The sequence below is a fragment of the Flavobacterium sp. genome (assembly GCF_044377315.1).
GTDB lineage: Bacteria > Bacteroidota > Bacteroidia > Flavobacteriales > Flavobacteriaceae > Flavobacterium.
Map to the genome: position 1 here is coordinate 12,629 of NZ_JBILJG010000007.1, position 18,462 is coordinate 31,090.

Here is an 18,462-nt window from a genome sequence, read left to right on the forward strand (position 1 = left end):
CAAATATACTTTTTTTGTTTAATAATTTTACGAAAATAGAAAAATTATAGGTTTAAAACCAAAAACCAGCGCTCAACCAAGCAAAAGGTCTTGGGTTATCTGGCGACCACGAATATTTAAATTCAATTGGACCGATAATGGTTTCTAGTCCGTAACCAACAGCATATCCTGATTGTTTTTTTCTATCAATCCAATCTACTTTTTCAAAAAGAGCATCTTCAATAATTGCAAAATTTGCCGAAAAATTCAAATGATTTTTTTTGAAAATTTCATAATCAATAGTAGCGGCAGTTTTTACAAAACTATCTGCTGCCAACGATATAAAGTCATACCCATAAAAATGATTAAAATTATTAATGGTGTTGTAACCATAACCACCAAAAACAAAATCTAAATAGGAGACACTTTCTTCGCCAATAGCTAATCCTATGGACGATTGGACTTTTAAAGTAGTTTTTGTGTATAATTTTCCAGCAATTCCCAATTCACCTTTTACAGTTGAAAATCGGTTAAACTGATTGTAATAATTATTTGAAAAAAGATAGGTTTGAAAAGTTCCATTAAAATTCAATCCTTTTCTAGGAAAATATTTATTGTCAAATGAATCGTAAGTTATGTAACTAAATGCGCTTCCATAATCGCTGTTTTCAAATACAGATGCTGAATTGTTAAGCGTTTTTGATCTTATTCGCAAGTGTTTCCATTCAATTCCAGCGCCAATTAGAAATTTTTGAGAAAAAACAGTTTGAACATAAGCCTGATTATTTATATCGAGAAAATCTACATTTAAGGACGTAATATCAAGTGATGTAAATAGGCTTCCGTTGCTATAATCGGTTGAGACATTTCGGTTAAATTGGTTTAATCTAGACTTGAATCCGAAACTAAAGTAAAAACCATTGTCCACATAATAATCTAAATTATATCTAAAATTATCGCCAAGCACTAAGTCTAAAGAAAGTACATCATTTCTAAATATTGATTTTTTCTGCGTTAGATTTACCAAAATGGCACTTTTGTATAAATCATCATAATGTAAGCCAAATTTTAAAAATGTTTTGTTTTTACTTTCTGTTAATGTTAAATTTAAATCATCACCATTGTCTAATTCGTTTAAATTATAACTTATAGAACTAAAGTTTTGTGTAGCGTTTAACTTGTTTATTCCATTTTTTAAATCCGTGTAACTTACTTTTGATGGCTGTTTAAATCCAAGTTTACCTAAAACATAAGCTCTTGTGAAGTTATTTAAATTTGAAAAACTAATTCTATTTATTTGGATACTATCGTTTACATTTTTTAAAGATTGAAGTTTATACGTTTCTTTATTTCCAAGTGGTAATAACTTTTCATACACTGTAAAAGAAGCTTCTTCGCCTTTTTTAACAATATCTCTTCTATCGTCAAATGAGATTACATTGTAACCAGAAATATCTGGTTTTATATAAATATCTGTTTTGCTTATCTTCTCTTTAATGCTTTCAACCATCTGTAAATTAGATATTTGAACTAATATTCTGGTGGCGTCTCTTAGAGAATTTCTGTCTTTTAGATCGTCTTGAACATCAACACCAATAATAATATCTGCACCCATTTTTCTGACCTCGTCAACAGGATAATTATTTGTAACTCCGCCATCAATAAGTAATCTTCCATCAATTTCTACTGGTGAAAAAAGTGTTGGAAAAGCAGAACTAGCCAACATAGCTTGCGGCAAATAACCTTTGTCTAAAATTACTCCTGCGCCCGTTTCAATATCGGTTGCAATGCATAAAAAAGGAATTGGTAATTTGCTAAAATCTCTTACATGCCTTACTTTATTTGTTAGTTGGTTTAGAACATTATAATTATATAATCCTTTAGATAATGCTACAGGAATTCCCAAACTAAATTTGTTAAAAGGTAATGAAATGGCATATATTTCGTCATTTCTTTTTTCATAGAAACTTTTGGAAGTTCTTGGGTTATAATCTTGAAGAAGTTCGTCAAATTTTATTTTTTTAAAAATAGAATCTATTTGAGTTGCGTTGTAACCCGAAGCATATAATCCGCCAACGACAGCCCCCATGCTAGTTCCACCAATATAATCTATTTTTATTCCTGCGGTTTCTAAAACTTTTAAAACTCCGATATGAGCAAAACCTTTAGCGCCGCCACCGCTTAAAACTAGTCCAATTTTTTTTCTTGGAATGGTTTCCTGAGAATAGCAATTTGTAGAAAAAAGAAAAAAGAAAAAAGAAAAAAGAGCGAGTGTGTAAACCCTTCTCAAAATTATTTCTGATTTAAATTTTTGATTTATCATTATTCTCAAAATTTGAAAAACTTATTCTTTTTTGTAAAAGTCGGAAATTTTTTTGGCTTTTGATGTACCAACCACATCAGAAATTTCTTTTTCTGTGGCTAATTTCAATCTTTTAACACTTTTAAAGTGTTTTATTAACGTGAGCATAGTCTTTTCGCCAATTCCTGGGATACTTTCTATGGAAGAATTTAATGCCGATTTGCTTCGTTTATCACGGTGAAATGTGATTCCAAATCGGTGTGCTTCGTTTCGTAAAAACTGAATTACTTTGAGCGTTTCCGATTTTTTATCAAGATATAATGGGACCGAATCACCTGGATAAAAAAGTTCTTCAAGACGTTTTGCAATTCCAATGATGGCAATTTTTCCACGCAATCCTAAATCGTCGATGCTTTTTAAGGCTGATGAAAGTTGTCCTTTTCCACCGTCGATGATTATTAGTTGTGGTAATGGGTGATTTTCATCTAATAATCGTTTGTATCTTCGGTAAACGACTTCTTCCATAGAAGCAAAATCGTTTGGTCCTTCTACGGTTTTTATATTAAAATGTCTGTACTCTTTTTTAGATGGTTTTCCGTCTTTAAAAACCACGCAAGCTGCAACCGGATTGGTTCCTTGAATATTGGAATTGTCAAAACATTCTATATGTCGTGGCTCTTCAGAAAGGCGTAAATCTTTTTGCATTTGTGCCATAATTCGATTCGAATGGCGTTCTGGGTCGACTATTTGAATTTGTTTTAATTGGTCTAATCGGTAATATTTAGCATTTCTTTCCGATAATTCTAAAATATGTTTTTTGTCACCAAGTTGTGGAACGGTAACTTTTATAGTTTCACCTAAATTTAATGCAAATGGTAAAACAATTTCTTTGGAAGTCAAATGAAAACGCTCCCGAAGTTCAACAACTGCTAACTCTAAAAGTTCTTCGTCGGTTTCGTCTAATTTTTTCTTTAACTCCAATGTGTACGAACGAATAATGGCTCCGTGTGCAATTTGTAAAAAATTTACATACGCCATGGTTTCATCGGAAACAATAGAGAAAACATCAATATTGGAAATTTTTGGATTTAAAACAGTAGAACGCGATTGATAATTTTCGAGAACTTCGATTTTTTCTTTGACTTTTTGTGCTTCTTCAAATTGCATATTGGAAGCAAATTCGTACATTTTAGATTTGAAATCTTTCAAGCTTTCTTTGAAATTTCCTTTCAATATTTCACGAATGGCATTAACTTGAATTTGATAATGTTCAGCTGTTTCATAACCTTCACATCCACCTTTGCAATTTCCAATATGAAATTCTAAACACACTTTAAATTTGCCTTTATCGATATTTTGCGATGCTAAATCAAAGTTACAAGTTCGCAATGGATACAACTCTTTTACTAAATCCAAAATCGTATTTACCGTTTTGAAATTAGTATAAGGTCCAAAATATTCAGAACCGTCTTTTATCATTCTACGTGTTGGAAATATGCGAGAAAAAGGTTCTTTTTTGATGCAAATCCATGGATAAGTTTTGTCGTCACGCAATAAGACATTGTATCGCGGTTGGAGCTTTTTTATTAAATTATTTTCCAACAAAAGTGCATCTTGCTCTGACGAAACGACAATATGTTTTATAGTTACAATTTTGCGAACTAACACATTAGTTTTTCCGTTATCATGAACTTTATTGAAGTAAGATGAAACTCTTTTTTTAAGATTTTTGGCTTTTCCAACATAAAGAATTTTATCTTCTTTATCGTAATACTGATAGACTCCGGGATTATCGGGAAGCGTTTGTATTTGAAGTTCTAAAGATGGAGCTAACATTTATTATTGCAGATTAACTATTTTTTATTTTTGAAATATTGCAATTAATTTTTGCCAAAAATAATACGGAAGAATTATAAAGATACGAATTCTTTCACCAACTGATACGCTTCTTCTTTGGCAATGTCTAAATCGTAGTTTTTGATGATTTTGTCAAATTGTGGTGCGGTTGCTAGTTCAACATGCGCTTTGGCAATTCGCATATTGATTTTTTCATCGCTTTCGGTTGAACGTTCTTTTAGACGGCGTTTTAGTTCGTCAACACTTGGTGGTTTTACAAAAACGGCTAATGTTTCTTGTGGAAATTTTGATTTAATTCGCAATCCGCCAGCAACATCAATGTCAAAAATCACGTTTTTTCCTTTTGCCCAAATACGCTCGACTTCGCTTTTTAAAGTTCCGTAAAAATTGTCGCGATAGACTTCTTCCCATTCTACAAAATCTTCAGCTTTGATGTGTTTTTTGAAATCAGCAATTGACATAAAATAGTAATCTTTTCCATTGACTTCTTCTCCGCGAGGATCACGAGTTGCAGCCGAAATTGAAAACTCCAAATTCAAATCGTCTTGTGCTAATAAATGTCGTACTATAGTTGTTTTTCCCGAACCAGATGGCGCTGAGAATACGAGTAGTTTTCCTTTTTGCATTGTGTTGTTGTGTTGTCTATTCTCTTTATTCTTTTCTCTATTTCCTTTATAGAACATTAAGCACTTGTTCCTTAATTTTCTCCAATTCGTCTTTCATCATCACAACCAATTTCTGCATTTCAGAATGATTTGATTTAGAACCCATTGTATTGATTTCTCTTCCCATTTCTTGTGTTATGAAACCTAATTTTCTTCCGTTGGCTTCGCTTCCAGCAAGGGTTTCTTTGAAATAATTTAGGTGATTTTCAAGACGTACTTTTTCTTCGGTAATGTCGTATTTTTCAAGATAAAAAATCAATTCTTGCTCAAAACGATTCTCATCAACATTAGCTTTTAGTTCATCTAAAGCGGTTCTTAAACGGGTTTTTACGGTTTCAACTCTTTCGGCATCGTATGAAACGGCATCATTCATTAATGAAAGAATGTTGGCAATTCGCAATTGAAATTCTTTTTCTAAAGAAGCGCCTTCGTCTTTTCTGAATTGTGCCATGTTTTCTAACGCTTCATCAATGACTTTTTGAATTTCTTTCCATTCGTTTTCGTCTATTTCGTCGCGTTCAGTTTTTAGCGCATCAGGCATTTTTACTGCCATTTTCATCAATTCGGTTTCGTCTGCATTTGGAATTACGGCTTTCATCTGATTGATATACCCTTTTACAATTGGCACATTAATTTTAGATGAAGTTTCTTCACCAGTAACTTCAATATAGAGTGAAAAGTCAATTTTTCCACGTTCTAATCGTTGTGATAATTGGTTGCGTAAACCCAATTCCATTTCGCGGTAAACCGATGGCATTCTGGTATTCAGATCTAAACCTTTACTATTAAGCGATTTGATTTCAACTGTAATTTTTTTGGTAGGTAATTGCAAAGAAGCTTTCCCAAAACCCGTCATGGATTGTATCATTCTGTTCTTTTAATTGACTTCAAATATATGAAAAAGGTTGTAGTTGGTAGTTGTTAGGTATTAGGTTTTTTCTGTGTTACCAAATAAACACCTGTAAATATCAAAACTGCCGAAAGTAATTTGACTAAACTCAAATCGTCTTTTCCTAAACTTACGGCAAAAATAGTAGCAAAAAGCGGTTGTAAATAGATAAATACGGCTACGGTTGTTGGCTTTAATTCACGCATAGAAACCAAGTTGAGTAAATAGGTTAAAAACGTGGAAAAAATCACTACAAAACTAATTTTCCAGAAAATATCTGTTGGTAAATTAGCAAAATCTACAGCTTGAAATTCGTTCCAACCAAAAGGCAAAACCATCAAGAAACCAAATGTATAAATCCATTTTACAAAAGTGAAAGCGTTGTATTTATCCATTAATTTTTTTACAATTATTAGATAAAAACCATACGAAACTGCGTTTATAAAAACGAGTAGATTTCCCAAAGTTGCATTGGGAGCGTTAACCATCGATTTTCCGTAAAGAATGAGTGTTATGGTTCCGGTTAAACCCAATAGTATTCCGAAGATTTTACGTTTTTGCATTCGTTCTTTCATGATTATTGCGGAAAGAATCAATACAATCATTGGTGTTGTAACCATTAAAACGGCGCCCATGATAGGCGAAGTATAGCTCAACCCTTTGAAAAAAGTCAGCATATTCAAAGCCACGCCAAAAAATGCAGCTGCTACTATTCGAGGAAAATCTTCTAATTCAACTTTGTCATTGTGAGAGAAACGAAACAATCTCCCAAAAAACGAAACCAACCAAAATAGCAACATCGAACCACCAACTCGCATGGTTATAAAACCAAATGGTTCAACATATTTTGGCATTACATCTTTGGCAATTGTAAAGGTTACGCCATAAATAATTGACACTAAAGTAGCGGCTAGTAATGCCCAATTTCTTTTTGACATTAACTCAATGCTTTAATTACTTCTGCAATATTTTTTTGGCTGTTACCTATGTAAATTTTACCATCAATAATAAAAACGGGGCGACTTAAAAACGTGTAATGTTCTAAAATATAGTTTTTATAATCAGCTTCGGTCAAGTTTTTACTTTTCAAATCCATCGATTTGTATAGTTGCGCTTTTCGGCTGAACATAGCTTCGTAACTGCCCGATAATTGATACATTCCGTCCAATTGTTGTTCGGTTATTGGGTTTTGTCGAATGTCTTGGAATTCTAATTTATCCGTATTTGGAAGCGATTTTATAATTTTTCTACACGTATCGCAGGAAGCTAAGTAGTATATTTTGTTTGCCATAAGAATTGTTTTTGCAAAGAAAATTCATTTCAAACTTATAATCTGTGTTTTTGATAAAAATTTAAGCTATGGAATCATTATTTAAGGTTTTGGAAACCAGCCGCCAAATTTATTTAAAGTTTTAGAAAGTTATTACTTTCAAATGTTGCGCAAACCAAAACAGAACTTCATTTGGGAATGATTATGAATAGAAAGAAGTTTATATAAAATAAAAAAAGAGCGCAATGTTTTTTAACCTTTGCGCTCTTTGTGAATTCTTTGTGTCTTAGTGGTTAAAATCATAAATCAAACCCTAAATTAACACCCAATTTATTGGCAATAATCTTAGTAATTCGTTGTTTCAATTCTGGTATTTTGATGCTTTCTATTACACTATTTGAAAACGCATACATCAACAAAGCTTTAGCTTCTTTCTTTGGAATTCCGCGTTGTTGCATGTAAAACATAGCACTTTCGTCTAATTGACCAATGGTGCAACCGTGAGAACATTTTACATCATCGGCAAAAATTTCTAATTGTGGCTTAGCATTGATTGTAGCTTTATCACCAATTAGAATGTTATTGTTTTGCTGAAAAGCATCCGTTTTTTGTGCTTCTTTTTCTACGTAAATTTTTCCGTTGAAAACTCCTGTTGAACTGTCTGCTAAAATCGTTTTATAGTTTTGATGGCTTTCACAATTTGGTGTTGCGTGATTTACAAGTGTGTAATGATCAACATGTTGCTTATCGCCAATAATCGTAATTCCTTTTAAAGTAGAATCGATTCTTTCTCCAAAATGATAGAAATTTAAGTTGTTTCTAGTAATGTTTCCACCAAAAGAAAACGTGTGGACCGAAACTCTACTCTCCTGTTTTTGAGAAATATAGGTATTATCAATTAGGTTTGCCGATAGCAAATCATTTTGTATTTTATAATAATCTACAATGGCACGTTTTTGAGCAAAAATCTCTGTAACCGCATTGGTCAATACTGGGTTTTCATTCAAAGATTGATGTCTTTCAATAATTTGAACGTGCGCATTTTCGCCAATAACTACTAAATTTCGTGGTTGTGTCATCAATGCATTTTCTACTCCTGTAGAAAAATAAATGATTTCGATTGGTTTTTCTACAACCTTGTTTTTTGGAACATTAATGTAGGCACCTTCGTTTGCAAAAGCAGTATTTAATGTTGTTAAACTCTCGTCTTTGCTAGCAATTTTGTTGAAATACTCATCGATAACCAATTTGTATTTTGGTTTTGTCAATGCCGATGACATTAAGCAAACATCCAATCCATCGTGAGTTGTTGATGATAAAAACGACGTAAATTTTCCGTCAACAAATATCACTTTATAGGTGTCGATTTCGTGCAAAAAGTACTTTTTAACCTCAGCAAATTCAATCGCATTTTCGTGTTTTGGAAAAACGGTGAAGTCATTTTTTAAGACGGCGTTCAACGAAGTATATTTCCATGCTTCCTCTTTTTTGGTTGGGAAACCTTTATTTTCAAAGTTTTTGATAGCCGAAGTTCGCAAGTCGTGAAGTTCTGATTGAACGTCAATTTGCTCTTCGAAAGCCATGAAAGACGATACTAATTTTTCTTTTAAATCCATTTTTTTCCTGTTTTTGTTTCAGGGTTTTTTTGTTTAAAGTTTCAAGTTATTGGAATTTGTTCCCCTTGAAGTCTTTTTTATTTTGATAAGTGATAAAGTTTTTAATCTTTCCGCTTAAATTTTCATACTTATTTTTCAAATCCAAAAACTGTTCTTCTAAAATATATTCGTAATCGAAAAGTCTATAAATTTGTGATCTTGATTCTCCTGCCGAACCTTTTGCAATTGAGAGAAATTGACGAAACTCAATATTTCCATCTCTTTCAAATCCTTCTGCAATTTATCCATAACAGAACCTGAAGATGCTTTAATTTGATCTTTAAATCTATAATCAGTTTTTAAATCCGTATCTTTTGAAATTAAATAAATTTCTTTTGCGAGTTTTCTTGCTTCTTGCCAAATTTCTAAATCTTCAAACTTTGCTATTGTCGCCATAATTTATAGTTTCAGGTTTCAAGTTATTTTAGTTTCAGTTTCTGTGTAGCGCAAATTGAAACCTTAAACTTGAAACAAATCTTTAAACAAGTTCTGACTTTATCCAATCGTATCCTTTTTCCTCAAGCTCGTAAGCCAATTCTTTTCCGCCTGATTTTACGATTTTTCCATCCATCAAAACGTGAACGAAATCCGGAATGATATAATCTAACAAACGTTGGTAGTGCGTGATAACTAACACAGCGTTATTTTCGTTTTTCAATTTATTTACTCCATTAGCAACTATACGAAGTGCATCAATATCAAGACCTGAATCGGTTTCGTCTAGAATGGCTATTTTTGGTTCTAACATTGCCATTTGGAAAATTTCATTACGCTTTTTCTCTCCACCCGAAAAACCTTCGTTTAATGAACGTGACAAGAATTTTCTATCCATTTCCAATAATTCAGATTTCTCACGAATTAACTTTAACATTTCGTTGGCTGGCATTTCTTCTTGTCCGTTAGCTTTTCTCTTCTCGTTGATAGCCGTTTTGATAAAATTTGTAACAGAAACTCCTGGAATTTCTACTGGATATTGAAACGATAAGAAAACACCTTTATGTGCTCTTTCTTCAGGTGCTAATTCTGCTAAATCTTCACCATTTAATTCAACTGTCCCATCGGTTACCTCGTAATTTTCATTCCCAGCAATTACTGCTGAAAGTGTACTTTTACCAGAACCATTTGGTCCCATAATCGCATGAACTTCTCCTGCTTTTATCTCAAGATTAATTCCTTTTAATATCTCTTTGTCTTCTACTGAAGCGTGTAAGTTTTTTATCTGTAACATCTTTTAGTTTCAGGTTTAAAGTTTCAAGTTTATAAAATGTTGTTCTTGAAACGTTTATATTAAATTAATTTTAAATTATATTCTAATTGTTTTTAAGTTCAGGTATAACTTGAAACCTGAAACAAAACTATCCTACTGAACCTTCTAACGAAATTTCCAATAATTTTTGTGCTTCTACAGCAAATTCCATTGGTAATTTATTTAAAACCTCTTTACTGAAACCGTTTACGATTAACGCAATAGCCTTTTCAGTTGGAATTCCTCTTTGATTGCAATAGAAAACTTGGTCTTCACCGATTTTAGAAGTTGTTGCTTCGTGTTCGATTTTTGCACTTGAATTTTTACTTTCGATGTACGGAAAAGTATGCGCGCCACAATTATTTCCCATTAAAAGGGAATCGCATTGTGAAAAGTTTCTAGCATTGTCTGCATTTGCACTAATTCTAACTAAACCTCTATAACTGTTTTGCGATTTTCCTGCCGAAATTCCTTTAGAAATAATAGTTGATTTAGTGTTTTTTCCTAAATGCACCATTTTAGTTCCGGTATCGGCTTGCTGGAAATTATTGGTTACGGCAATGGAATAAAATTCACCAATTGAATTATCTCCTTTTAAAACCACCGATGGATATTTCCAAGTAACGGCAGAACCTGTTTCTACTTGCGTCCAAGATATTTTTGCGTTTTTTTCACAAATTCCTCTTTTGGTTACGAAGTTAAAAACACCGCCTTTTCCTTCTTTATTTCCGGGATACCAGTTTTGAACTGTTGAATATTTAATTTCAGCATCATCTAGTGCAATTAATTCTACAACAGCAGCGTGCAATTGGTTTTCATCACGACTTGGAGCAGTACAACCTTCTAAGTAAGAAACATAACTGCCTTCGTCAGCAATAAGAAGTGTTCTTTCAAATTGACCTGTTCCAGCTTGATTGATTCGGAAATAGGTTGACAATTCCATTGGACAACGAACGCCTTTTGGAATATAACAAAAACTTCCATCTGAGAAAACTGCCGAATTTAAAGCAGCATAAAAATTATCTCTTTGTGGAACAACAGTTCCTAAATACTTCTGAACTAGTTCTGGATATTCACGAATTGCTTCAGAAATACTCATGAAAATAATACCTTTTTCAGCCAATGTTTTCTTGAAAGTGGTTGCTACCGAAACCGAATCAACCACAATATCCATAGCGACATTGTTCATCATTTTTTGCTCATCTACTGAAATCCCCAACTTTTTGTACATTGCCAAAAGCTCAGGGTCAACATCGTCAAGTGTTTTATTCGGATCAGCTTTTTTGGGTGCTGAATAGTATGAAATTGCTTGAAAATCGGGTTTTTCATAATGCACATTCGCCCATTCTGGTTCTGCCATTTCTTGCCATGCACGAAACGCTTCAATACGCCAATCAGTCATCCATTGTGGTTCCTCTTTCTTTTTAGAAATGGCACGAACAATATCTTCGTTTAACCCAATTGGGAAAGTTTCCGAATCTAATTCGGTATAGAATCCGTATTCGTATTCTTTATTTTCTAATTCGACTTTTAAGTCGTCTTCAGTATATTTTGCCATATTTTTTTATAACGAAAATGATTCGCCGCAACCACAAGTTCTACTTGCATTAGGATTATTAAATACAAATCCTTTTCCGTTCAAGCCACCAGAAAATTCTAAAATCGTTCCTGCTAAATACAAGAATGATTTTTTCTCAACGGCTATTTTTACATTATTATCTTCAAAAACTTTGTCGTTTTCGCCTAATTCTTTGTCAAATTTTAATTCATATGACAAACCCGAACAACCACCACTTTTTACGCCTACTCGAACGTAATCTTTAGCAGCATCAAAACCGTCTTCATGCATCATTGCAACGATTTTTTTACTTGCATCATCTGAAACTTTAATCATAGCTTATTTTGATTTTGTCTAAATAAAGCACAAAGTTACTACAATTATCTATTTTTTCAACAAGTGATAACATTTTTATAACGAATGACTATATAGAAAAAATTGATTTTAACGTTATTCAAACCAACCTATTTAGTAAATTGCAACGTTTTTTAAAAATAAAAGTCATGAAACTTTACCCTATAGAAGCTGGAAATTTCAAACTTGATGGTGGCGCCATGTTTGGCGTTGTACCAAAAACTATCTGGAATAAAACCAATCCGGCAGACGAAAACAATCTTATTGACATTGCAGCTCGTTGTCTTTTAATTGAAGATGGAAATCGTTTAATTCTGATTGATACCGGAATGGGCAACAAACAATCTGATAAATTTTTTAGTTATTATTCGCTTTGGGGAAGTCATTCTATAGATAAATCATTGGCTAAATATGGTTTTCATCGTGATGAAGTGACCGATGTTTTTATGTCGCATCTGCATTTTGACCATTGCGGTGGAAGTGTCAATTGGAATAAAGATAAAACTGGTTACGAAATAGCATTCAAAAACGCTAAATTTTGGACCAATGAAAACCATTGGGAATGGGCGACCAACCCAAATGAAAGAGAAAAAGCTTCTTTTCTTTTAGAAAACATCTTACCAATGCAAGAAAGCGGACAGTTAAATTTCATAAAAAGACCCGATTCTGATTTTGGAATTTGCGAATTAGGATTTGATGTTTTTTACGTTGACGGACATACTGAAAAAATGATGATTCCACACATTCAATATGAAGATAAAACAATTGTTTTTTGTGCCGATTTAATTCCAACAGCAGGTCATTTACCTTTGCCTTATGTTATGGGTTATGATACTCGACCACTTTTAACAATGCCCGAGAAATCTAAGTTTTTAGAAAATTGTGCCGAAAATAATTTTTATTTATTTCTTGAACATGATGCACATAACGAAATCATCACTGTAGAGAAAACAGAAAAAGGTGTTCGAATGAAAAACGTTTTTAAATGTGAAGAAATCTTAAAATAGTGTTAATCTGCCTATTATTTGTAACAAAAAAAATACTTTTAGACCAATTTTATATAAAATTTACAAAAATGAAATTTACAAATCCTATTTATGTTTCTGCTTTTGCAGCACTAATTCTTTCTGGTTGTTCTCCAGCTTTGGCACCAATGGTTGGAACAAATCCTGCTAATATTGACAAAACTTATTTAAAAACAACTCCTGTTAAAGAAGAAGATTTAAAACGCTGGAGTCACTTAGACTTAGTAAAAGACACCATTCCAGGAATGAGTGTTGATAAAGCTTACAAAGAACTTTTAAAAGGGAAAAAAGGAACTAAAGTTATCGTTGGTGTTATAGATTCTGGTATTGATATTGATCACGAAGATTTAAAAGGAAGAATCTGGAAAAACCCAAAAGAAATCGCTGGAAATAAAAAAGATGACGATAACAACGGCTATGTTGATGATATTAATGGTTGGAATTTTTTAGGAGAATCTAATGATGAAAATTTAGAGCTAACAAGAATTGTTAAAAGTGGTCCGAACACTCCCCTTTATTCAGAAGCAAAAGCGGAATTAGAGGCAAAATTAGCTGAAATGAATCAGCAAAAACCAACTGTTGATATGCTTGCTAAGGCTGATAAAGACATTAGAACTTATCTTAAAAAAGACAAATACACAATTGCCGACTTAAAAGCAATAACAACAACCGATGCAGATTTGTTAAAAAGTAAAGCTATTATGACAAGCGTTGCAACTCAAGCTGGAGAAGGTTTTCAAGATGAAATAAAAGAGTATATCGAGTATGTATATAAGCAATTAAACTTCAATTTGAATGTAAACCATGATGGAAGAAAATTAGTTGGCGATAATCCTAATGATATCAATGACAAAAATTACGGTAACGGTAATGTAAAAGGTCCCAATATAGATGATGCTCTTCACGGAACTCACGTTGCTGGAATCATTGCTCAACTAAAAGGAAATAGTAAAGGTGGCGATGGTGTTGTCGCAAACAATATTGAGATTATGGCGGTTCGTGCCGTGCCAAATGGTGATGAATATGATAAAGATATTGCATTGGCTATTCGTTATGCAGTAGATAATGGTGCTAAAGTTATCAATGGAAGTTTTGGAAAAGATTATTCTCCTCAAAAAGAATGGGTATGGGACGCCATAAAATATGCAGCTAGTAAAGATGTTCTAATTGTTCATGCAGCCGGCAATGATGCTAAAAATATTGATAAAGAACCTAACTTTCCATCAGATGAAGTTGATGGCAAAGAAATTGCAGACAATTTCCTATCAATTGGAGCTTTAAACAAAGAATACGGCACTAATATGATAGCCTCTTTTTCAAACTTTGGAAAAATGAATGTGGATATATTCTCGCCTGGTAATGAAATTTATGCGACCATTCCCAACAATCAATACAAATACCTTCAGGGAACATCAATGGCATCTCCTAATGCTGCGGGTGTAGCTGCTTTGGTTCGTTCTTTTTATCCAAATTTGACCGCATCACAAGTTAAAAAAATCATAATGGATTCAGGAACTCCAATAAACAGTTCTGTTAGCGTAGGCGAGGCTAAAGAATCAATGCTGTTTTCTAACACGTGTACTTCGGGTAAAATAGTAAATGCATACAACGCATTATTGATGGCTGAAAAAATGTCAAAAAAATAATTCATAGGATCAATTTAAGTCGCGAATTCCCGAATTTTTCATTTGTGAATTCGTGGCTTTCTTTTTTATATAAAAATGAAAAAAAAGCTTTTTTTATCGATTACACTTTTTAGTATAACAACTATTGGCTTTTCTCAAAAAAGTTCTTACTGGCAACAGAAAGTTGACTATAAAATGGAAGTAGAGATGGATGTAAAAACTTATCAATACAAAGGAAAACAAGAACTTGTTTACACAAATAATTCAAACGATACATTACGCCGCGTTTTCTATCATTTATTCAACAATGCCTTTCAACCGGGAAGCGAAATGGATATGCGATTACAATCTATTAAAGACCCTGATGTAAGAATGTTTACCAAGTTGAAAAAAGATGCTAAAGAAAAACAAAGTAGAATTGCTAATTTAAAACCTAACGAAATTGGTTATTTACATGTTTCAAATTTTAAGCAAGATGGGATTGCTGCCACTTCAAAAGAAATAGAAACCATTCTTGAAGTAAATTTAAATCAACCTCTTTTACCTGGAAAATCTACTTTGTTCACTTTAGATTTTGAAGGACAAGTTCCAGTTCAAATACGTCGTTCAGGGAGAAATAACAAAGAAGAAGTTGCTTTATCCATGAGTCAATGGTATCCAAAAATAGCAGAATTTGATTTTGAAGGTTGGCATGCAGATGCTTATGTTTCTAGAGAATTTCATGGTGTTTGGGGAAACTTTGATGTAAAAATTACTATAGACAAAAATTATATTTTAGGTGGAACAGGTTATCTTCAAAACCCTAATGAAATTGGATATAATTATCAAAAAGAAGACATAAAAGTTGTCATTCCTAAAAAGCAAAAAACATTAACTTGGCATTTCAAAGCGCCAATGGTTCACGATTTTACTTGGGCTGCAGATAAAGATTATGTTCATGATGTTGTTAAAACAGATTTTGGAACAACACTTCATTTTCTTTATAAAAATAATCCAATCATCATCGAAAATTGGAAAACAGCACAACAAAAAACTGTTGATTTAATGAAATTTTACAACTCTTTTGTAGGTAAATATCCTTATGAACAATATTCTATTATTCAAGGTGGTGATGGTGGAATGGAATATGCAATGTGTACATTAATATTAGGCAACGGTTCATACGAAGGATTAATTGGCGTAATAGCTCACGAAATGGGACATTCTTGGTTCCAACACGTTCTTGCAAGTAACGAAAGTAAACACGGTTGGATGGACGAAGGTTTTACTACATTTATTGAAGACACAGCACTTTATGAATTATCGGATAAGAAAGAAAAAAATCCAATTTTTGGTTCATATGAAGCATATACTAAATTAGTTGAATCTGGAAAAGAACAACCACTTACAACTCATGCCGATAGGTATGACGAAAATAAAAGCTATAGCGTTGCTTCTTATATTAAAGGCGAATTGTTTTTGACACAATTAGAATATTTAATTGGGCGCAAAAATCTTGAAAAAACAATCAAACGTTTTTACAACGAATTCAAATTTAAACATCCAACACCAAATGACATTAAACGGACTGCTGAGCGCGTTTCTGGCGCAAATCTAGATTGGTATTTGGTAGATTGGACACAAACCACTAACACCATAGATTACGGCATTAAAAAAGTAGAAAACGCAACAGATGGCGTTCAGAAAACAGATGTTTCGTTAGAAAGAATAGGAAGAATGCCAATGCCAATAGATGTTTTGGTTGAATATACTGATGGCACAAAAGAAACCTTCTATATTCCGTTGAGAATGATGAGTTTTGAAAAAGAAAATCCAACACCTGAAATCAAAAGAACAACCTTAAAAGATTGGGCTTGGGGAAATCCAAATTATTTTTTTGAAATTAATAAAAACAAAAATAACATCAAGAAAATTACTATCGACGAAAGTGATTTAATGGCAGATGTGAAAAAAGAAAATAACGTTTTTGAAAACAAATAGACTTACTTCAATTTACAGTCTGTTCCTGGCTCATTTTTTAAATCTATTACTTGATTTTTTTACTATATTTTAAAGCTATATGTTGATATAAAATACAGTTTTTACGCATATATATTTAAAAAATAATTTTATTAAACATATATGTTTATATTTGATGCTAATTTCAAAAATATGTTTTTTATGAAAAATAGTAAAAGATTATTGCTGATTGAACAATTAGACGCAAAACTTTCTTGTTTTAAGGTAGTAGCAGAAGTTGTTTTACCTTCTGTTGGTTGGGTTAAATCGATAAGGACAGTTATAAAAATGTCATTACAGCAATTGGGAAATAGATTAAATGTTAGTCCGCAAGGAATCGCTGAAATGGAAAAAAGAGAGGCAAACGGAACAATTACGATAAACGCCTTAAAAGAGATTGCTTTGGCTTTAGACATGCGGTTTGTTTATGGGTTTGTTCCAAACAAAGGCTCAATTGAAGAAATGATTGAATTGCGTGCTCAAGAAATTGCAAAGCAAATTGTTGGTCGAACTCACGTAACTATGACTTTGGAAGACCAACAAAATTCTAAAGAAAGAATTGAAAAAGCAATTAAACAAAAGACCGAAGAAATAAAATATGAGATGCCAAAGTATTTATGGGATTAACTATAGAATATATAACAGGACAAACGGCATTAAGTGAAGAGGAAATAGAGGGGTTAAAAATTCCCTCTATTTCTACACGTGGAGAATTAGACGAATTTGAGCAATTAAATATTGAGAAAGCTATCGAATGGACTATTCGTTTAAAGGTTAAACCCGAAGAATTATTTTCTGAAAAGTTCATAACTAATTTGCATAAAAAAATGTATAATGATGTTTGGAAATGGGCAGGAAATTATAGAAAATCTGAAAAAAATATTGGTGTAAAATATTATTTAATAACTACAGAACTAAAACAATTGTTAGATGATGCTTTATATTGGTATAATAATAAAACCTATTCCAATGAAGAAATAGCAATTCGATTTAAACATAGAATTGTTTGTATTCATTGTTTTCCAAATGGAAACGGAAGACATTCAAGATTAATGGCTGATTTAATTATTACAAAATTATTCAATGAAAACTATTTTAGTTGGGGAAGTAGTAATTTGATTAAAGCTAACGAAAATCGTGAAAAGTATATTAAAGCATTAAAAGTAGCGGACAATTCAAACTATGTTCCATTGATTGAATTTGCAAGATTATAATTAAAAATATCCTGGTTAGATAATGTCAATAAGTATTAATTTTTTATATCAATAAAAACAAAAATAACATCAAGAAAATTACTATCGACGAAAGTGGTTTAATGGCAGATATGAAAAAAGAAAATAACGTTTTTGAAAACAACTAATTTACTTTATAATTTGCTCAAAAGGTAAGTGATCGCCAATATCTGTTCCGTAATATGCGGTTGTGATTATTCCGCTTTCATCTATCAAAAAATCGGCTGGAATTCTAGTTAAGTTTCCATCTTTTTTTAGTTTTTTGCCTTTAAATAGTTCTTTTCCTTTGGTTTTGTTGCTAGTTACTTTTTTATCAAAAATAGAACTTATTGTTCGCCAAAAAGATTTTTCAACACGGTATTTTTTATACAAAACCAATTCAGAATCTCCAATAATTGGAAACGGAACATTTTCATCTTTCAAAAATTTATTAAGTGTTTCATTTGTCGATTCATATACAGCTATTATCTCATAACCACTTGCTTTTATTTGGTCATAATTTTCTAAAATGTCATGCATTCTAAAATTACAAACAGGACAACTTGCGTATCTAAAAAAAGCTAGAAACACTTTTTTGCCTTTGTATTTTTCTAAATCAATTTTAGTTCCGCTAACATCGATAGCAGTAAAAGTTGGTGCCTTATCATTAACATTTATTCTTTGCGCTGTTGCAAATTGAAATGAAAAAGCTATTACAACACCAATTATTTTTATAAAATGTTTCATTGTAAGAAAATTAGAATAACATCAAAAATAGATGATTTAAAACCTATTGAAAGTACATTTAACTTTATCTTTGCAAATAAT

16 protein-coding genes and 1 pseudogene are annotated in these 18,462 nt (G+C 32.1%); 5 read left to right on the plus strand and 12 right to left on the minus strand.

Going from position 1 to position 18,462, the window contains the following annotated elements:
- Window positions 1-52: 52 nt before the first annotated feature.
- The 11 genes and pseudogenes from ACIQ66_RS03470 to ACIQ66_RS03520 all read right to left on the minus strand — a co-directional run bounded on the left by ACIQ66_RS03470 (window position 53) and on the right by ACIQ66_RS03520 (window position 11,757).
- Window positions 53-2,302, minus strand: coding sequence for a patatin-like phospholipase family protein (locus ACIQ66_RS03470; RefSeq protein WP_396211415.1), 2,250 nt, complete (start codon window positions 2,300-2,302; stop codon window positions 53-55).
- Between the two features lie 21 nt (window positions 2,303-2,323).
- Window positions 2,324-4,117: an excinuclease ABC subunit UvrC gene (gene uvrC, locus ACIQ66_RS03475; RefSeq protein ID WP_396211416.1), complete on the minus strand. Its 1,794-nt coding sequence runs from the start codon at window positions 4,115-4,117 to the stop codon at window positions 2,324-2,326.
- A gap of 74 nt (window positions 4,118-4,191) precedes the next feature.
- The gene (gene gmk, locus ACIQ66_RS03480; RefSeq protein WP_396211474.1) at window positions 4,192-4,764 is read right to left on the minus strand and encodes a guanylate kinase; all 573 of its coding nucleotides are present in this window, start codon (window positions 4,762-4,764) and stop codon (window positions 4,192-4,194) included.
- Between the two features lie 46 nt (window positions 4,765-4,810).
- Window positions 4,811-5,671 carry a YicC/YloC family endoribonuclease gene (locus ACIQ66_RS03485; protein WP_396211417.1) on the minus strand — a complete coding sequence of 287 codons (861 nt, stop codon included), beginning with the start codon at window positions 5,669-5,671 and terminating at the stop codon, window positions 4,811-4,813.
- A gap of 53 nt (window positions 5,672-5,724) precedes the next feature.
- Entirely contained in the window at window positions 5,725-6,630 is a 906-nt protein-coding gene (locus ACIQ66_RS03490; RefSeq protein WP_396211418.1) for a DMT family transporter, read from the minus strand.
- Complete coding sequence (locus ACIQ66_RS03495; protein ID WP_396211419.1) at window positions 6,630-6,983, minus strand: arsenate reductase family protein; 354 nt, start codon at window positions 6,981-6,983, stop codon at window positions 6,630-6,632. Before ACIQ66_RS03495 ends, ACIQ66_RS03490 begins: the two co-directional genes overlap by 1 nt.
- Window positions 6,984-7,261: 278 nt before the next feature.
- Window positions 7,262-8,578, minus strand: coding sequence for a Fe-S cluster assembly protein SufD (sufD, locus tag ACIQ66_RS03500; protein WP_396211420.1), 1,317 nt, complete (start codon window positions 8,576-8,578; stop codon window positions 7,262-7,264).
- A gap of 46 nt (window positions 8,579-8,624) precedes the next feature.
- Window positions 8,625-9,013: pseudogene (locus ACIQ66_RS03505) on the minus strand (four helix bundle protein).
- 82 nt (window positions 9,014-9,095) lie between these two features.
- Window positions 9,096-9,845, minus strand: a complete 750-nt coding sequence (sufC, locus tag ACIQ66_RS03510; RefSeq protein ID WP_396211421.1) for a Fe-S cluster assembly ATPase SufC — start codon at window positions 9,843-9,845, stop codon at window positions 9,096-9,098.
- Window positions 9,846-9,972: 127 nt separating this feature from the next.
- The gene (sufB, locus tag ACIQ66_RS03515) at window positions 9,973-11,421 is read right to left on the minus strand and encodes a Fe-S cluster assembly protein SufB (protein WP_396211422.1); all 1,449 of its coding nucleotides are present in this window, start codon (window positions 11,419-11,421) and stop codon (window positions 9,973-9,975) included.
- A gap of 6 nt (window positions 11,422-11,427) precedes the next feature.
- Window positions 11,428-11,757 (minus strand): HesB/IscA family protein, encoded by a 330-nt coding sequence (locus tag ACIQ66_RS03520; protein WP_396211423.1) that lies wholly within the window; start codon window positions 11,755-11,757, stop codon window positions 11,428-11,430.
- Window positions 11,758-11,924: 167 nt separating this feature from the next.
- On the opposite strand from ACIQ66_RS03520, the gene ACIQ66_RS03525 reads away from it, so the two are divergent.
- The 5 genes from ACIQ66_RS03525 (at window position 11,925) to ACIQ66_RS03545 (ending at window position 17,637) form a co-directional block, all read left to right on the plus strand.
- Entirely contained in the window at window positions 11,925-12,782 is an 858-nt protein-coding gene (locus ACIQ66_RS03525; protein ID WP_396211424.1) for an MBL fold metallo-hydrolase, read from the plus strand.
- Between the two features lie 68 nt (window positions 12,783-12,850).
- A complete protein-coding gene (locus tag ACIQ66_RS03530; RefSeq protein ID WP_396211425.1) occupies window positions 12,851-14,446 on the plus strand; it encodes a S8 family peptidase in 1,596 nt (531 codons plus the stop codon).
- A gap of 75 nt (window positions 14,447-14,521) precedes the next feature.
- Window positions 14,522-16,405, plus strand: coding sequence for a M1 family metallopeptidase (locus ACIQ66_RS03535; RefSeq protein ID WP_396211426.1), 1,884 nt, complete (start codon window positions 14,522-14,524; stop codon window positions 16,403-16,405).
- Between the two features lie 180 nt (window positions 16,406-16,585).
- Window positions 16,586-17,050, plus strand: coding sequence for a mobile mystery protein A (locus tag ACIQ66_RS03540; RefSeq protein WP_396211427.1), 465 nt, complete (start codon window positions 16,586-16,588; stop codon window positions 17,048-17,050).
- A complete protein-coding gene (locus tag ACIQ66_RS03545) occupies window positions 17,041-17,637 on the plus strand; it encodes a mobile mystery protein B (RefSeq protein ID WP_396211428.1) in 597 nt (198 codons plus the stop codon). The genes ACIQ66_RS03540 and ACIQ66_RS03545 overlap by 10 nt, the downstream gene beginning before the upstream one ends.
- 147 nt (window positions 17,638-17,784) lie before the next feature.
- Here ACIQ66_RS03545 and ACIQ66_RS03550 read toward each other — a convergent pair whose 3' ends face one another.
- Entirely contained in the window at window positions 17,785-18,381 is a 597-nt protein-coding gene (locus ACIQ66_RS03550) for a peroxiredoxin family protein (RefSeq protein ID WP_396211429.1), read from the minus strand.
- Between the last annotated feature and the right edge of the window lie 81 nt (window positions 18,382-18,462).

What these genes read in the sequence shown, in the direction of transcription:
- ACIQ66_RS03470 (WP_396211415.1), bottom strand. Translation starts at nt 2,302, where the DNA reads ATGATAAATCAAAAATTTAAATCAGAAATAATTTTGAGAAGGGTTTAC.
- ACIQ66_RS03520 (WP_396211423.1), bottom strand. Translation starts at nt 11,757, where the DNA reads ATGATTAAAGTTTCAGATGATGCAAGTAAAAAAATCGTTGCAATGATG.
- sufB (WP_396211422.1), bottom strand. Translation starts at nt 11,421, where the DNA reads ATGGCAAAATATACTGAAGACGACTTAAAAGTCGAATTAGAAAATAAA.
- gmk (WP_396211474.1), bottom strand. Translation starts at nt 4,764, where the DNA reads ATGCAAAAAGGAAAACTACTCGTATTCTCAGCGCCATCTGGTTCGGGA.
- uvrC (WP_396211416.1), bottom strand. Translation starts at nt 4,117, where the DNA reads ATGTTAGCTCCATCTTTAGAACTTCAAATACAAACGCTTCCCGATAAT.
- ACIQ66_RS03525 (WP_396211424.1), top strand. Translation starts at nt 11,925, where the DNA reads ATGAAACTTTACCCTATAGAAGCTGGAAATTTCAAACTTGATGGTGGC.
- ACIQ66_RS03530 (WP_396211425.1), top strand. Translation starts at nt 12,851, where the DNA reads ATGAAATTTACAAATCCTATTTATGTTTCTGCTTTTGCAGCACTAATT.
- ACIQ66_RS03545 (WP_396211428.1), top strand. Translation starts at nt 17,041, where the DNA reads ATGGGATTAACTATAGAATATATAACAGGACAAACGGCATTAAGTGAA.
- ACIQ66_RS03540 (WP_396211427.1), top strand. Translation starts at nt 16,586, where the DNA reads ATGAAAAATAGTAAAAGATTATTGCTGATTGAACAATTAGACGCAAAA.
- ACIQ66_RS03550 (WP_396211429.1), bottom strand. Translation starts at nt 18,381, where the DNA reads ATGAAACATTTTATAAAAATAATTGGTGTTGTAATAGCTTTTTCATTT.
- ACIQ66_RS03490 (WP_396211418.1), bottom strand. Translation starts at nt 6,630, where the DNA reads ATGTCAAAAAGAAATTGGGCATTACTAGCCGCTACTTTAGTGTCAATT.
- ACIQ66_RS03535 (WP_396211426.1), top strand. Translation starts at nt 14,522, where the DNA reads ATGAAAAAAAAGCTTTTTTTATCGATTACACTTTTTAGTATAACAACT.
- ACIQ66_RS03485 (WP_396211417.1), bottom strand. Translation starts at nt 5,671, where the DNA reads ATGATACAATCCATGACGGGTTTTGGGAAAGCTTCTTTGCAATTACCT.
- sufD (WP_396211420.1), bottom strand. Translation starts at nt 8,578, where the DNA reads ATGGATTTAAAAGAAAAATTAGTATCGTCTTTCATGGCTTTCGAAGAG.
- ACIQ66_RS03495 (WP_396211419.1), bottom strand. Translation starts at nt 6,983, where the DNA reads ATGGCAAACAAAATATACTACTTAGCTTCCTGCGATACGTGTAGAAAA.
- sufC (WP_396211421.1), bottom strand. Translation starts at nt 9,845, where the DNA reads ATGTTACAGATAAAAAACTTACACGCTTCAGTAGAAGACAAAGAGATA.